General features: G+C 68.7%; 12 protein-coding genes. All 12 read right to left on the bottom strand.

The window, feature by feature from the left end; genetic code table 11:
• Position 1 precedes the first annotated feature (1 nt).
• Complete coding sequence (locus JNB_RS13360; RefSeq protein ID WP_009777018.1) at positions 2-1,552, bottom strand: MFS transporter; 1,551 nt, start codon at positions 1,550-1,552, stop codon at positions 2-4.
• The gene (locus JNB_RS13355) at positions 1,549-2,463 is read right to left on the bottom strand and encodes an A/G-specific adenine glycosylase (RefSeq protein WP_009777017.1); all 915 of its coding nucleotides are present in this window, start codon (positions 2,461-2,463) and stop codon (positions 1,549-1,551) included. The genes JNB_RS13360 and JNB_RS13355 overlap by 4 nt, the downstream gene beginning before the upstream one ends.
• A gap of 17 nt (positions 2,464-2,480) precedes the next feature.
• A complete protein-coding gene (disA, locus tag JNB_RS13350; RefSeq protein WP_040884835.1) occupies positions 2,481-3,533 on the bottom strand; it encodes a DNA integrity scanning diadenylate cyclase DisA in 1,053 nt (350 codons plus the stop codon).
• A gap of 185 nt (positions 3,534-3,718) precedes the next feature.
• Positions 3,719-5,110: a DNA repair protein RadA gene (radA, locus tag JNB_RS13345; RefSeq protein ID WP_009777015.1), complete on the bottom strand. Its 1,392-nt coding sequence runs from the start codon at positions 5,108-5,110 to the stop codon at positions 3,719-3,721.
• Positions 5,111-5,232: 122 nt separating this feature from the next.
• Positions 5,233-7,755: a glycoside hydrolase family 65 protein gene (locus JNB_RS13340; protein ID WP_040884833.1), complete on the bottom strand. Its 2,523-nt coding sequence runs from the start codon at positions 7,753-7,755 to the stop codon at positions 5,233-5,235.
• Between the two features lie 5 nt (positions 7,756-7,760).
• Positions 7,761-8,471 (bottom strand): HAD family phosphatase, encoded by a 711-nt coding sequence (locus JNB_RS13335; RefSeq protein WP_009777013.1) that lies wholly within the window; start codon positions 8,469-8,471, stop codon positions 7,761-7,763.
• Between the two features lie 217 nt (positions 8,472-8,688).
• On the bottom strand, positions 8,689-9,135 hold the full coding sequence (rplI, locus tag JNB_RS13330; RefSeq protein ID WP_009777012.1) for a 50S ribosomal protein L9: 447 nt from the start codon (positions 9,133-9,135) through the stop codon (positions 8,689-8,691).
• A 32-nt stretch (positions 9,136-9,167) separates the two neighbouring features.
• Positions 9,168-9,404, bottom strand: coding sequence for a 30S ribosomal protein S18 (gene rpsR / locus JNB_RS13325; RefSeq protein ID WP_035904052.1), 237 nt, complete (start codon positions 9,402-9,404; stop codon positions 9,168-9,170).
• Positions 9,405-9,498: 94 nt separating this feature from the next.
• A complete protein-coding gene (locus tag JNB_RS13320; protein WP_009777010.1) occupies positions 9,499-10,116 on the bottom strand; it encodes a single-stranded DNA-binding protein in 618 nt (205 codons plus the stop codon).
• A gap of 119 nt (positions 10,117-10,235) precedes the next feature.
• On the bottom strand, positions 10,236-10,523 hold the full coding sequence (gene rpsF / locus JNB_RS13315) for a 30S ribosomal protein S6 (protein WP_009777009.1): 288 nt from the start codon (positions 10,521-10,523) through the stop codon (positions 10,236-10,238).
• A 138-nt stretch (positions 10,524-10,661) separates the two neighbouring features.
• The gene (locus JNB_RS13310) at positions 10,662-11,879 is read right to left on the bottom strand and encodes a putative transmembrane protein (RefSeq protein WP_009777008.1); all 1,218 of its coding nucleotides are present in this window, start codon (positions 11,877-11,879) and stop codon (positions 10,662-10,664) included.
• A 45-nt stretch (positions 11,880-11,924) separates the two neighbouring features.
• Positions 11,925-14,150, bottom strand: a complete 2,226-nt coding sequence (locus JNB_RS13305; RefSeq protein ID WP_009777007.1) for a transglycosylase domain-containing protein — start codon at positions 14,148-14,150, stop codon at positions 11,925-11,927.
• Between the last annotated feature and the right edge of the window lie 118 nt (positions 14,151-14,268).

Genomic DNA, 14,268 nt, shown 5'->3' with positions numbered 1-14,268 from the left:
CCTATTGGACGAAGGTGTCCCGAGGTCGTGGCCCGGTGCGCCGGACCTGGATCGAGATCAGCAGCACCACGACGAGCAGGCCGCTGATGACCCCGAAGCCGAGCTGCGGGATGAGGGGCAGTGCGATGCCGAGCCCACCGCCGATGACCCAGGCGATCTGCAGCACCGTCTCGGACCACCCGAACATCTGGGTCCGGACGTTCTCGGCGACGTCGCGCTGGATGATCGCGTCGGTGCTGAGCTTGATGACCTGGGCGCACAGTCCCGCCGACAGTCCGAGGATGAGCAGGGTCAGCAGCGAGTAGGCCAAGGCCGTCGCGAGGGCCGCGACCACGATGACGACGAGCGCGGTGGCCACGAGGCGGTCGGGTCGCAACTTCCTGGCTGCATTGCCGACGACGGTGCCGAGCGCATTGCCGGCACCTGCGGCGCCGACCACCAGGGCGAGGACCAACGTGCCGCTGTAGCCGGGGATGGGGTGTTCGCGCATGAGGAAGGCCATGAAGAGGGTGAGGAACCCGGTGAGCAGTCGCGCGCCCATGGCGCTGACGAGGGTGGCCCGCACGGCGACCGGCAACGCCAGGATGCGAGCCCGCAGTCGTGCCCCGATCCCGAGGCGACTTCGTGCCCCGGACGGACGCGCGCTCTGCGCCGAAGGCCACTCGCGGCTGTCCGTGCGGGCCACGACGTCGGAGCCCGGAGCGGGGGTGGTGTCCTCGATGTCGAACTCGCCCACCGAGGAGTCCACACGACTGGGGAGTCGGATGGCGAGCACGGTGCCGACCACATAGACGGCGAACGCCAACCGCAACGACCAGTCGGGACCGATGCGCGACACCGCCCCCGCAAGCCCGCCGCCAACCGCCATGGCCGCCACGCCAGCGAGAGCCATGCGGGAGTTGGCGCTGACGAGCGTGAACCCGGGTGGGAGCAGGCGTGGGATCGCGGCCGACCGCGTGACCCCGTAAGCCTTGGAGGCGACGAGGCACCCCAGGGCTGCAGGGAAGAGCCACACCGAGCCGGTCGCCACGGCACCGGCGAGCACCCAGCAGAGGAAGGCGCGCAGGGCCAGGGTCGTGCCGATGGCCCAACGCCGTCCATGACTGAAGCGATCGAGCAGTGGTCCGAGGAAGGGCGCCAGCAGCGCGAAGGGCGCCATCGTGAGCAGGAGGAACTGCGCCACCTGGGCGCGGGCCTCGTCGGTGGGGATGGCGAAGATCGTGCCCGCGAGGCTGACGGTCAAGGCGGCGTCGCCGCAGATGTTGACGAAGTGCAGCTCGACGAGGCGAGCCAGGCCGCTCTCACCAGCGCCGGCGGACTGGACGTAGGAGCGGGCCTTCTGGGTGCCGGCACGACTTCCTCGACTCGCGACCCGGGCGCCACCCACCGTTCCGCGGCCGAGCACCTTGAACACCTTCGTGGCCCCGGCGCGTACGCCGTAGGGGTCGGGCGGCGTTCGGCGACTCGCACCGCCGACCTCCGGTGAGTGCCGGATGGGCTCGGTCGGATCGGCCGTGGGCAACGGCTCGGTCGGCTCGTCGTGAGCACTCATCGCGTCACCTCCGCATGACCCGGCAGGGCGAACCGGTCATCGCTGAGGGGCTCGATGAGACCGTCCTCGATCAGCCCCGCGAGGCAGCGGTCGACCTGTTGCGCGTCCTGACCGGGGGCAAGATCGCCCCGCCCCAACGCAGCTGGGACCTCACGCAGTGCCTGCACGATGATGCCGCGAACCTGCCGATCGGTGCCGTGCCACCTCTGCCCTCGACGGACCGGACCGTCGTACGCCGGCCGCCCAGCCACGTTCCACGCGCACCGTGAGCGGACCGGACACTCCTCACACCGAGGGGCCCGAGCCGTGCAGACGAGGGCACCGAGCTCCATGACTGCAACGTTCCACACTGCTGCGTCCTGATCAACGACCGGCAGCAGGTCGCGGGCCAGGTCGACCTCGGCCCGGGTCAGCGACGGCGCCGCCTGCGCCAGTCCGGAGACGATGCGGGCCTCCACCCGACGCACGTTGGTGTCGACGACGACCGACCGGTCGCCGAACGCGAACGCGGCGACCGCTGCTGCCGTGTAGTCGCCGATGCCGGGCAGGGCCAGCAGCTGGCCCTGGTCGCGCGGCACCGCACCGCCGTGCCGCTCGACGATCGCGACCGCTGCCTCGCGCAGCCTCAGGGCTCGTCGCGGGTAGCCCAACCGCCCCCACGCCCGCACGACCTCACCCGGAGACTCGCGCGCCAGGTCGGCCGGCGTCGGCCAACGCGACATCCACTCGTGCCACGCAGGTTCGACCCGGGCCAGCGGCGTCTGTTGCGCCATCACCTCGGACAGGAGCACACCCCACGGCGAGCACGACGGGTCGCGCCACGGAAGCGGACGGGAGTGCACGGCATACCAGTCGAAAACGGCCTCGTGCAGGGACTGCACGTCGACGGCGGACGGGAGCGAGACGCTCACGATGATCAGGGCCTACGTCAGACGTAGCGCTCGAGGATGCTGCTCTCGGCAAGACGCGACAGGCCTTCGCGCACGAGTCGGGCGCGGCCTTCGCCGACACCCTCGACACCCATGAGGTCGTCGACGCCGGCAGCGAGGAGCTTCTGGAGGCTGCCGAAGTGCTCGACGAGACGGTCGACGATGGCTCCCGGCAGACGCGGCACCTTGCTCAGCATGCGGAAACCGAGCGGGCTCACCGACGAGTCGAGCGCGTCGCCGACGACGGTGAAGCCCAACGCCTTGGCGCCGGCGGCCGGGTCGAGCAGCTCGGTGGCGTCGATGCCGGTGAGGTTGGCGATGGCCTGGTCGAGGTCGTGCTCGCCGCGCGACTCGTGGAGGTAGTCGCGGATGACGAGCCCGAGGTCGTCGGACAGGCCGCCGGTCAGCTCTTCGAGCTGAAGGCTGAGGAGGCGACCGTCGGTGCCGAGTTGCAGGACGTAGTCGCCGATCTCGTCCTTGATCCGCCGCACCATCTCGAGGCGCTGGAGGACGTTGGCCACGTCGCGGACGGTGACGAGGTCCTCGATCTCGAGGGCTGACAGGGTTCCCGTGACCTCGTCGAGTCGCTGCTTGTAGCGCTCGAGGGTCTGCAGGGCCTGGTTGCCGCGCGACAGGATGGCGCTGGAGTCCTCGACGACGAAGCGGTTGCCCCCGACGTAGAGGGCGACGATGCGCATGGACTGGCTCACCGAGACGACGGGGAAGCCGGTCTGCTTGGCGACGCGCTCGGCGGTGCGGTGTCGGGTGCCGGACTCACTCGTCTCGATGCTCGAGTCGGGGACCAGCTGGGTGGCGGCCCGCAGGATCTTGGTGACGTCGCGGTCGCACACGATGGCGCCGTCCATCTTGGCCAGCTCGCGCAACCTGGTCGCGGAGAACTCGACGTCCAGCGGGAAGCCACCCGTCGCGATCTCGTCGATGACCTTGTCGGTTCCGAGCACGATGAGGGCTCCGGTGCGGCCACGCAGGATGCGCTCGAGTCCGTCGCGCAGCTCGGTCCCGGGCGCGACGGCAGCGAGCGTCGTCCGCATCAGCTCGTCATCCACCAGCGGCGTGGCCACGTGTGTCCCTTCGATCTCGTTGCACTTGGCGTCCCCGAAGCACAGGCAAGGTGCTCCGGTGCTTTGGGCGAGTCTAACGGCGCGGGTATGCCGTCCGGTTGCGTGACCAAATCACAGCCAGGTCACCTTGTGGCTGGGTCAGCGGTTGGCGCCGGTCAGCGGGCGACGACAGGCACGACGGTCATGGTCACGGCCTCGAGGACCGTCGAGACCTCGATGACGCGCAGCCCGTCGGGCACGGGCCCACCGCCCAGGACCCCGGGCGGCACGATCGCCGTCGTGAAGCCCAGTCGCGACGCCTCGGCCAGGCGGCGATGCGCCCCGGTGACGGGCCGCAGTTCACCCGCGAGACCCACCTCGCCAAACGCCACCGTGCCGACGGGCAGGGGCTGGTCGTTGATGGCACTCGCGAGCGCGAGCGTCAGGGCGAGGTCGGCGGCGGGCTCGGTGATGCGCACGCCACCCACGGTCGAGACGAACACGTCCTTGCGGCCGATGGGCGCCTTGGCCCGGGTCCCCAGCACGGCGAGGATCATGCCGACGCGCGAGGAGTCGAGCCCACTGGTGGCGCGGCGCGGGTTGGGCATCTCGGTCTGGTCGACGAGCGCCTGGACCTCGGTGACGAGCGGGCGCCGGCCTTCCAGGGTCACCGTGACGCAGGTGCCGGGCACGGCCGCGGTGCGGTTGGACAGGAACAACCCACTGGGGTCGGCGAGCCCGGTGATGCCGATGTCGGACAGGTCGAAACAACCGACCTCGTCGGTGGGGCCGTAGCGGTTCTTCACCGCGCGCACGAGCCGGAGCCGGCTGTGCCGGTCGCCCTCGAACTGCACGACGACGTCGACGAGGTGCTCGAGGACGCGCGGTCCCGCGATGGAGCCGTCCTTGGTGACGTGTCCGACGAGCAGCACCGCGATGCCGCGCGCCTTGGCCACCGCGATGAGACTCGCGGCCACCTCCCGCACCTGCGAGACGTTGCCAGCCGCTCCCTCCACCTCTGCGCTGCTGATCGTCTGGACGGAGTCGACGATGACGAGCTCGGGCTCGACCTGGTCGATCTGGCCGAGCACGGTCGCGAGGTCGGTCTCGGACGCGAGGAAGAGGGTGCGGGCCATCGCCTCGATGCGTTCGGCCCGGCTGCGCACCTGGGCGGCCGACTCCTCGCCACTGACGTAGAGGACGCGTCGCTCCTGACCAGGCTCGCCACCACGAGCAGCGCGCCCCGCCACGTCCAGGAGCAACGTCGACTTGCCAATGCCGGGTTCGCCCGCGACGAGCACGACGGCACCGGGCACGAGCCCACCACCGAGGACTCGGTCGAACTCGGGCACGCCGGTCCCCCGGGCTTCGGCCCGACTGACGTCGACCTCGCCGATGGGCACGGCCGGTCGCTCGACCGACTTCGCCGCCGCCGTCCGGGCCGCGACGGCACCGACCTCTGCCACGGAGCCCCAGGCCTGGCACTCACCGCAACGACCGACCCACTTGACCGTTGTCCACCCACACTCGGTGCACCGGTATGCCGGGCGGGTCGTCTTCGCTGCCATGCGCGCCAACCTAAACGACCCCCCTGACACACCTCGACTTCGTGCCCCTGACGGACGCGGTCTCACGGCCGAAGGCCCCATCAGCGTGTCCGTCAGGGGCACGAAGTCGATCGTGGGAGGACTCAGTGGCCGGTGGGAACCGGCATACGCCGGGTGTCTCCGGTCGGAACGACGCTCGAGATCACGGTGCCGTCCTCGCGGACGATCTCGCTCGGAGCCTTCGGCGACCCGGCGATGCGCGGCCCCTGATCGGCCAGCGCCACCGTCACCGGCTCAGCCGCCGTCACCGTGATCGACGTGCCTCGCACCGAGAACGTCAGCGGTTCGTCGCCGTCCTCGATGACGAGCTCGAGCGCGTTCGCCCGCACGGTGACCCGCACGCGAGTCCCACGCAGGCACAACCGATAGGTCAGGGACTCCCACCCAACCGGCAGCCGCGGGTCGATCGTGAACTGACCCTCGTGCTCGTCGCTGCCGAGGTCACGGAACCCACCGAAGCCCGACACCAACGCGCTCCACACGCCACCGGTCGAGGCGACGTGCACGCCGTCGGCGGTGTTGGAGTGACGGTCGGCGAGGTCGACGAAGAGCGCCGCCAGGAAGTAGCGGTAGGCCAGGTCCTGGTAGCCCACCTCCGCCGCGATGATCGACTGCACGACCGCCGACAGCGTCGAGTCGCCCGTGGTGATCGGGTCGTAGTACTCGAAGTCCGCGAGCTTCTCCTCCGGCGTGAAGTCCTCCCCCTGCAGGAAGAGGGCCAGCACGACGTCGGCCTGCTTGAGCACCTGGAAGCGATAGATCACGAGCGGGTGGTGGTGCAGCAGCAGCGGCCGCACCGACGACGGCGTGTTCGCGAGGTCCCACATCTCCCGTTCGAGGAAGTGGTCGTCCTGCGGGTGGATGCCCAGGTGCTCGTCGAACGGGATGAACATGCCCTTGGCGCAGTCGCTCCACTCGGTGATCTCGTCGGCTTCCAGATCGGTCCTTCGGACCATTTGGGCGTATGCCGCAGGGTCGCCTTCCGCGAGCGCCTCCACCGCCTCGACGGCTCGCCGCAGGTTGAAGCGGGCCAGGACGTTCGTGTAGAGGTTGTCGTTGACGACCGCTGTGTACTCATCCGGGCCGGTCACGCCATGGATGTGGAAGGTCCGCTCCTTGTTCGGGTGCATGCGCCAGAACCCGAGGTCGGCCCACAGGCGCGCGGTCTCCACGAAGATGTCGACGGCCTCACGGTCGAGGAACTCGGTGTCCCCGGTGGCCCCGACGTACTGGCTCAGGGCATACGCGATGTCGGCATCGATGTGGTACTGCGCGGTGCCGGCTGCGTAGTACGCCGAGGCCTCGTGGCCGTTGATGGTGCGCCACGGGAAGAGCGCACCCTTCTGCGAGAGCTCACCCGCACGGGTCCGAGCCGAGTCGAGCAACGAGAGACGAAAGCGCATGGCGTTGCGGGCGGCATACGGCATCGTGTAGGTGAGGAACGGCATCACGTAGATCTCGGTGTCCCAGAAGTAGTGACCGCCGTAGCCGGAGCCGGTCACTCCCTTCGCGGGGATGCCGTAGGTCTCGGCGCGCGCGGACGCCTGGGCGAGCGCCAGGAGGTTCCAGCGCGTCGCCTGCTGGATCGCGGGGTGGCCCGGGATCTCGATGTCGGCGCGCTGCCAGAAGCCGTCGAGCCAGGAGCGCTGCTCGGCGTACTGGTGCTGCAGACCCTCCTCCGTGACCCGGTCGAGGGTGCGCTCGCACCGGTCGAGGAGCTCACGCGGCGGGACGCTGTCGGCCGTGTGCGCCGAGACGAGCTTGGTCAGCGTGATGGGCGTGCCCTGCTGCGCCTGGATGCGGTAGATCATCTTGACCGAGTCGTCGTCGGTGTGGACGGTGGCGCGGTAGGGGTTCGCGGTCTCGAGGGTGTGGTCGGTGACGAGTCCGAGGGTCATGCCGCTGTCGGCGCACTGGTAGCCCAACCACAGCCGACCGGTCTCGAGATCGCCCTCGCTGACCTTGGGCAGGAGGACGCGTCCACGGAAGGCCTCGGCCTTGCGCGGGTCGGCGATGCCACCCTTCTTGGCTTCGGGGCCCTCCTTGGGGAGGTCCTGACGGTTGAGGACCTGCGAGGAGATCTGCACGGGACCGTTGCCGTCGAGCAGGGTGACCTCGAACGTCATCACGGCAAGGTGGCGCTGGCTGAGCGAGACCATGCGGGTGCTCTTGACCTCGACCCGCGTCCCACTCGGCGTGCGCCACAGGAGGGTGCGAGACAGGACGCCGGTGCGGAAGTCGAGCGTGCGGTTGTAGTCGAGGAGGTCCGCGGTCGAGAGCTGGAGCGGCTCGTCGTTGACGTAGAGGCGGATGACTTTGGCGTCGGGAATGTTGACGATGGTCTGACCGACCCGGGCGAAGCCGTAGGCCTCTTCGGCGTGGGTGATCGGCCAGGTCTCGTGGAAACCGTTGATGTAGGAACCGTCCACGTGGGCGTCGCGGCTCTCCTCGTAGTTGCCGCGCAGTCCGAGGTAGCCGTTGCCGACGCTGAACAGCGACTCGGTGACACCGAGGTCGTCGGCGTTGAAGCGGGTCTCGGTCAGGGCCCACTCGTCGAGCGGGAACCGGCTGCGGTCCAGCGGGTCGTCATTGATGTCGAGCGGCATCGCGTTCACAGCAGCTCCTCGAGGTCCGTGACGACGAGCGTGGCGCCGGCGTCGGTGAGGGCCGCGGAGCCCGCGCCTCGGTCGACACCGATGACGAGGCCGAAGCCGCCTGCAGCGCCGGCCTGCACGCCGCTGAGCGCGTCCTCGAGAACGACCGACTGTGCGGGCGTCACCCCAAGGGCCTCGGCTGCTGCGACAAAGGTGTCAGGAGCCGGCTTCCCGGCGATGCCGCGCTCGGCTGCGAGGCCACCGTGCATGACGAACGGGAAGAAGTGGTCGACGCCAGCAGCCTTGAGGACGGCGGGGGCGTTCTTGGACGACGACACGATCGCCATCGGGAAGTTGCGGGCGGCGAGCGCCTCGAGCAGGCGCACCGAGCCGGGGTAGGCCTCGACACCATCGGACTCGAGCACCTCGTTGAAGGCGTCGTTCTTGCGGTTGCCGAGACCACAGACGGTGTCGGCCGAGGTGGGATCGGACGGGTCACCCTGCGGCAGCTCGATGTCGCGCGAGGCGAGGAAGGCCGCGACGCCCTCATAGCGCGGCTTGCCGTCGACGTGGGCGAAGTAGTCCTCGTCCGTGTAGGGCTCGGTGACACCCCGCGCCGTGAGGAACTCGTTGAACATCGCCGACCAGGCCCGCATGTGGACCTCCGCCGTCGGAGTGACGACCCCGTCGAGGTCAAAGAGCGCAGCCGCGTAGTCGTCCCAGTTCATGTCCGAGAGCGTAGAGGCGCAGTGGCATGCGCAGTGAATCGTGACCACCCGCCGGGTGGCCGCGCAACGCGACCAGTCGGGGGTTCTGTGACGAGTCGGGGTGCCGCGAGGTGGCGACTCGTCACACAGGCCCCGACTCGTGCCCCGAGCACGCAGCAGCGCCCGACCCCCTCGCGGGGATCGGGCGCTGCTGGTGCTCAGTCAGTCAGGGGCTGTGTCAGCCAGCGACGACGTTGAGCGAGACCTTGGCCTGCACCTCGGGGTGCAGACGCACGAGGGCCTCGTGGGTACCCGTGGACTTGATCGGGGTCGGAACCTCGATCTTGCGCTTGTCGAGGTCGGTGCCAATGGCTGCCTTGACCGCGGCGGCGATGTCGGCGGACGAGACGGCACCGAAGAGACGTCCCTCCTTGCCGGCGTGCGCGGGGACGGTCACGGCCTTGGACTCCAGGTTGCCCTTGATCGACTGGGCCTCCTCGAGCGACTTGACCTCGCGGACCTCGCGGCCCTTGGCGATCGAGTCGACCTGCTTCTGTCCACCCTTGGTCCACTGCGTCGCGAGACCGCGACGGAAGAGGAAGTTGCGGGCGTAGCCGTCCTTGACCTCGACGATGTCACCGGCGGTGCCGAGGCTCGAGACCTCGTGCGTGAGAATCACCTTCATTGTTCAGCTCTCCTTCTGGGCTGGGTCGCGCGTCAGCGGGACGAGCTGGAGTAGGGAAGGAGCGCCATCTCACGGGCGTTCTTGACCGCGTTGGCGATCAGACGCTGCTCCTGGACGGACACGCCGGTCACCCGACGAGCGCGGATCTTGCCGCGGTCGGAGATGAACTTGCGCAGCAGCGCAGTGTCCTTGTAGTCAATGTTCTCGACCTTCGCCGCCTTGAGCGGGTTGGCCTTCTTCTTGGGCTTGCGCACAACTGGCTTAGCCATCGTGGTGCTCTCCTTTTCGCTGAGATGACTCAGCGGATGAGCCCTGGTCTCCCAGGGATGGTGTGAATCTGAGTGTGGTGCAGAGCGTTTCGGCTCAGAAGGGGGGCTCGTCGTAGGACGGGGCGTTGCCCCACCCACCCTGAGCTCCACCTTGCTGACCCGGCTGACCCTGCGGTGCGGGCTGACCGGCTGCGGGCTGACCGCCACCGGGTGCACCCCAACCGCCCTGACCCTGACCCTGCGAAGCCCCACCCTGAGGTGCGGTGCCACCGGTGGCCCACGGGTCCTGACCGCCAGCGCCACCTGAGCCGCCGTCGCCACCACCAAAACCGCCGCCGCTTCCGCCGCGGGTGGTCTTGTTGACCTTGGCGGTCGCGTACTTCATCGAGGGGCCGACTTCGTCGACGTCCAGTTCGATGACTGTGCGCTTCTCGCCTTCCTTGGTGTCGTAAGAACGAGACTTCAGACGGCCGGTGACGATGACGCGCGTGCCCCGGGCAAGGGACTCGGCGACGTTCTCCGCCGCGTCACGCCAGACCGAGCAACGCATGAACAGCGTTTCGCCGTCCTTCCACTCGTTGGACTGACGGTCGAACGTGCGCGGCGTGGAGGCCACGGTGAAGTTCGCGACGGCAGCGCCGGACGGAGTGAAGCGCAGCTCGGGGTCACCGGTGAGGTTCCCGACAATCGTGATGACGGTCTCGCCTGCCATGGATCAGATCCCCTTTGGTCTGGGTGCAGTGTGACGCGGTACGGGCAATTCAGGTATGCCGTGCAGCTGGGTCAGCGACGAGTCGCTGGGTTGCGCTGTTGAGTCGGTGAAGACGAGGCTCAGGCGCCGGGGCGCAGGAGCTTGGTCCGCATGATCGACTCGTTGAGCCCGAGCTGACGGTCCAGCTCCTTGGCGGTTGCCGGCTCCGAGGTGAAGTCGACGATGGCGTAGATGCCCTCGGCCTTCTTCTTGATCTCGTAGGCCAGGCGACGGCGGCCCCAGATGTCGACGTTGTCGACGGTGCCACCGTCCTTGGTGATGACGGTGAGGAACTTGTCGAGCGACGGCTGAACCGTGCGGTCGTCGAGTTCTGGGTCGAGGATGACCATGAGTTCGTACTGACGCATGCGTTAACCCGCCTCCTTCGGTCTGAACGGTCACGGTCTCTCCGTGACAGGAGGGTATGCATCGCTACCGACACGGCTGTGGAGTTGTCCACAGGGCACTGGTAACTGGGCAAGGGTACCGGGCTGGACGGCATACAACTAAATCAGCGCGTCGAACGCCTGCCGCTCGGACGTCTCCAGGTCATCGGTGTCGTCGCCGGGCCCGGTGGCGGTCTGCCACGCACGCACGGCCAGGAAGCCGACGGCCCCGACGCGCAGGAGGAGCGCCACGGCATACCACCCGGGTGGAAGGGACTTGTCGGGGTTCTGCAGGCCGCTCAGATAGAGCCAGACCGCCATGAAGTGCACCGCCTCCGCAAGCGCCCACACGAGGTGGTCGCGCCAGCGCAACCCGGCGAGCGCCACGAGCGGCACGAGCCACAGGGAGGTCTGGACGGGGAACGACTTGCCGCTGATGAGGACCACGGCAACCGCGAGCAGGGCCACGGCTCCCAGGCGCGGGGCCCACGGAGCGCCGAGGACGAGCAGGGCAGCGAGCACGACGGCGACGAGGACGCCGAGCACCGCCACGGCGGTGAGGACGGACGCCGGCCACGGGCTACCCGCGAGGGTCGGGAGGTACCAGACCGACCCCAGACCGGCAGGTGCGTCGAACCACGCGGACCAGGACCGGGTGATCGTCCCCGGCGACAGGATGAGGAACGGCAGGGCGATGACGGCGGCGGCCGCGAGTGCCGCCCCACCGAACCGGGGCAGCTCGCGCTCTCGTCCGGTGCGCCACGCCTGGACGGCGACGACGAGGAGCAGCAAGGCGGGATAGGTCCGCGCCATGAGCCCGGCTCCGAGCAGGGCACCGGCCAGGGCGGGATGTCGCCGGCTCCACGCCCACAGCCCGCCGGTCGCGAGGACGACTCCGAGCAGGTCGGGTGACAGCAGGATCGTCAGGGCCGCGACCGGGGCGAGGGCGACCTGGAGGGCGTCCCCGCGATGGTCGGGCGTCGTCCGGACCCACCACGCCATGAGGACCAGCGCCACGAGTGCCAGGACGGCCCACACACCAAGAACCCACCGTTGGGTCGCGAGAGCACCGGTGCCCGGCCCGAGTCCCGCGATGAGCGAGACGACCGAACCCGTCAGCGGCGGTTGGTCGAGAGGGACGTCACCCGACAGGTATGCCGTGATCCCGCGTTCCGCGTCGGCCGTCTGGACCCCGACGGCCAGGTCGGAGTAGCAGAACCGCCAGAACGGCTCCGTTCCACCCCAACCCTGTTGGAGGCACGGCCCCTGCTTCCACAGGGATGCAAGAACCGGCAGCATCGCCAGGAGCGCGACCGGGGCAAGGCTCGCGTCGGCCAAGCGAGGCCGATCCCGTTGACGAACTGCAGCGGGAACGGCCACGGGTCAGCCGGTTTGCTCGTTGGTGCCCGCTGGCGCGGTCTGCGGAGTCAAGGTCGGTAACGGCACCGTCGGCCTCGGCGACTTCGTCGGCTTCGGAGTCTTCGTCGTTTCCGTGGGGCTGGGAGTCGGCGTGGGCGTGGGCGGCGGCGTGGTCGACGACGGTGCCTGGGTCGTCGGCCGCGGGGTGCTGCCCGTGTTGCCACCGGTGTTGCCGCCCGTGTTCGACGGCTTCTGCGTCTGCTTGGGGGCGGCGTTCTTGTTGATGTAGGACGGCTCCGGGAACTTCAGCTTCTCCATGCCCTCGGTCGCCGAGGTCATGAAGTCGGTCCAGATGCGCACCGGGATCGTGGCGCCCGTGATGGCGCCATAGCCGGGGACGTCGTTCATCTGGTTCGCCTCGACCTGCTTGCCGTCACCCTTGTACATCCCGACGGCGGTCGCGAGCTGCGGCGTGAAGCCGTCGAACCACGCGGAGTAGTTGTCGCTCGAGGTGCCGGTCTTGCCCGCTGCCTCACGGTCGAGGCGGCCTCCGGCGTACTCGCCGCTGCCCCGCTCGATGACCTGCTGCATGCAGTAGACGACGTCCGACACGAGCTTGGGGTCGAAGACCTCGGTCGTGACGGGCTTGGCCTTGTAGTTGAACGAGCCGTCGGTGGACGTCACGGACTTCACGTAGTACGGAGTCGCCTTCCTGCCCTTGGCCGCGAGCGTCGCGTAGGCATTGGCCATGTCGATGACCTTGACGTTGTCGGTGCCGAGCACGTTGGCGTAGTTGACATCGAGCTTGGCCGTGACGCCAGCCTTGGTCGCAGCGGCCGCCGTGTTCTTGGGGCCGGCGAGGATGTTGATCTGGGCGTAGACGGTGTTGACCGAGTTCGCCGTGGCCGTGGGAACCGTGATCCGACCCCAGTCCGTGTTGTTGAAGTTCTTCACCCCACCGCGCCGGTTGAAGTCGGTCGCCCCACCGGGGTTCGAGAACTTCTCGAAGTACTGCGGGCTGGATCCGTTGAACGAGTTGCGGATGCTCAGGTCACCACTTTGGAGGGCGGCGATGAGGGCGAAGACCTTGAACGTCGACCCGGCCTGCATCGTGGCGTCGGTCGCGGTGTTGAACTGGTTCTTGGCATAGTCCGCGCCACCGTAGAGCGCCTCCACGGCGCCGTCGCCGGGCTTGATCGACGCGAGGCCGACGTGGAGGTCCTTGGACTCCTTGGGGATGCGGTCCTTGACCGCCTCCTCGGCGGCGTCCTGCTTCTTCTTGTCGATCGTCGTGACGACCCGCAGCCCGCCACGGGAGAGATCCGCCTCGGTCAGCTTGAGCTTCTTGGCCAACTCGGACTTGACCAGCTCCATGACGTAGCCCTTGGTGCCGGTGGCCGACGGCGCCTTGTAGGGGATGAACTCCTTGTCGGTGGGGAAGGTCGCGGCGGCACGCTGCTCCGGCGTCAGCCAGCCCTCCGTCACCATCGCGTCGAGGATGTAGGCCGACCGGTTCTGGGCGTTCTTCTTCTGATCCGCACCCAGGCGCGGGTCGTAGAACGAGGGGCCACGGATCGCGGCGGCGAGGAAGGCGCCCTCGGCCGGGGTCAGCTTGGAGACGTCCTTGCCGAAGTAGGCCTTCGCGGCGGTCTGGATGCCGTAGGCGCCGCGCCCGTAGTAGATGGTGTTGAAGTAGTTCTGGAGGATCTCGTCCTTGGACTGCTGCCCGTCGATCTTGACCGAGATGAGGATCTCGCGGGCCTTGCGCGACAGCGTGCGGTCCTGGCTGAGGAAGTAGTTCTTGACGTACTGCTGGGTGATCGTCGAGCCACCCTGCGTCGCCGCACCACCCTTGACCGCAACCCACACGGCGCGAGCGATGCCGGTCGGTGAGATGCCGTTGTTCTTGTAGAAGTTGCGGTCCTCCGCGGCGATCATCGCGTGCTGCACCGGCAACGGGATCTGCTTGAGCTCGACGTTCTCGCGGTTCTGGTCGGAGATGCGACCGATCTCGGTCTTGCCGTCGGCGTAGTAGAAGACGTTGGTCTGCGCCACCGCGAGATCGTTGGGCTTGGGCACGTCGGTCAGGGTGTAGGCGACCCCGACACCGGCGACACCGAGGACGAACAGGCCGATCAGCGTGTAGAGGATCCGGCGCGGCCACGCCCTGCGGGCGCCCTTGCTCGACCGGCGTGGGGAGGCCTCATTGAGACGGCGGGCCTCGGCGCGCGAGCGGGGTGCGTTGCTCATGAAGAACTTTCGGGGCAGACGATGCGGACAAGGGCGCACACCACCCACTGGGCAGGGGGCGCCTGATCCAGTATGACGCCCCGAACCTGAGTGCCACATTCAGGAAGTCGCGCCCCCA

Source organism: Janibacter sp. HTCC2649 (assembly GCF_000152705.1).
Lineage (GTDB): Bacteria > Actinomycetota > Actinomycetes > Actinomycetales > Dermatophilaceae > Knoellia.
The sequence above is the reverse complement of the archived record's forward strand: the minus strand, read 5'-3'. Positions and strand labels throughout refer to the sequence as shown.

Excerpts from the sequence above, each read along its gene's own strand:
- rpsR (WP_035904052.1), bottom strand. The coding sequence starts at position 9,404 with ATGGCTAAGCCAGTTGTGCGCAAGCCCAAGAAGAAGGCCAACCCGCTC.
- disA (WP_040884835.1), bottom strand. The coding sequence starts at position 3,533 with ATGCGGACGACGCTCGCTGCCGTCGCGCCCGGGACCGAGCTGCGCGAC.
- rplI (WP_009777012.1), bottom strand. The coding sequence starts at position 9,135 with ATGAAGGTGATTCTCACGCACGAGGTCTCGAGCCTCGGCACCGCCGGT.
- JNB_RS13320 (WP_009777010.1), bottom strand. The coding sequence starts at position 10,116 with ATGGCAGGCGAGACCGTCATCACGATTGTCGGGAACCTCACCGGTGAC.
- JNB_RS13360 (WP_009777018.1), bottom strand. The coding sequence starts at position 1,552 with ATGAGTGCTCACGACGAGCCGACCGAGCCGTTGCCCACGGCCGATCCG.
- JNB_RS13335 (WP_009777013.1), bottom strand. The coding sequence starts at position 8,471 with ATGAACTGGGACGACTACGCGGCTGCGCTCTTTGACCTCGACGGGGTC.
- radA (WP_009777015.1), bottom strand. The coding sequence starts at position 5,110 with ATGGCAGCGAAGACGACCCGCCCGGCATACCGGTGCACCGAGTGTGGG.
- JNB_RS13305 (WP_009777007.1), bottom strand. The coding sequence starts at position 14,150 with ATGAGCAACGCACCCCGCTCGCGCGCCGAGGCCCGCCGTCTCAATGAG.
- rpsF (WP_009777009.1), bottom strand. The coding sequence starts at position 10,523 with ATGCGTCAGTACGAACTCATGGTCATCCTCGACCCAGAACTCGACGAC.
- JNB_RS13340 (WP_040884833.1), bottom strand. The coding sequence starts at position 7,755 with ATGCCGCTCGACATCAATGACGACCCGCTGGACCGCAGCCGGTTCCCG.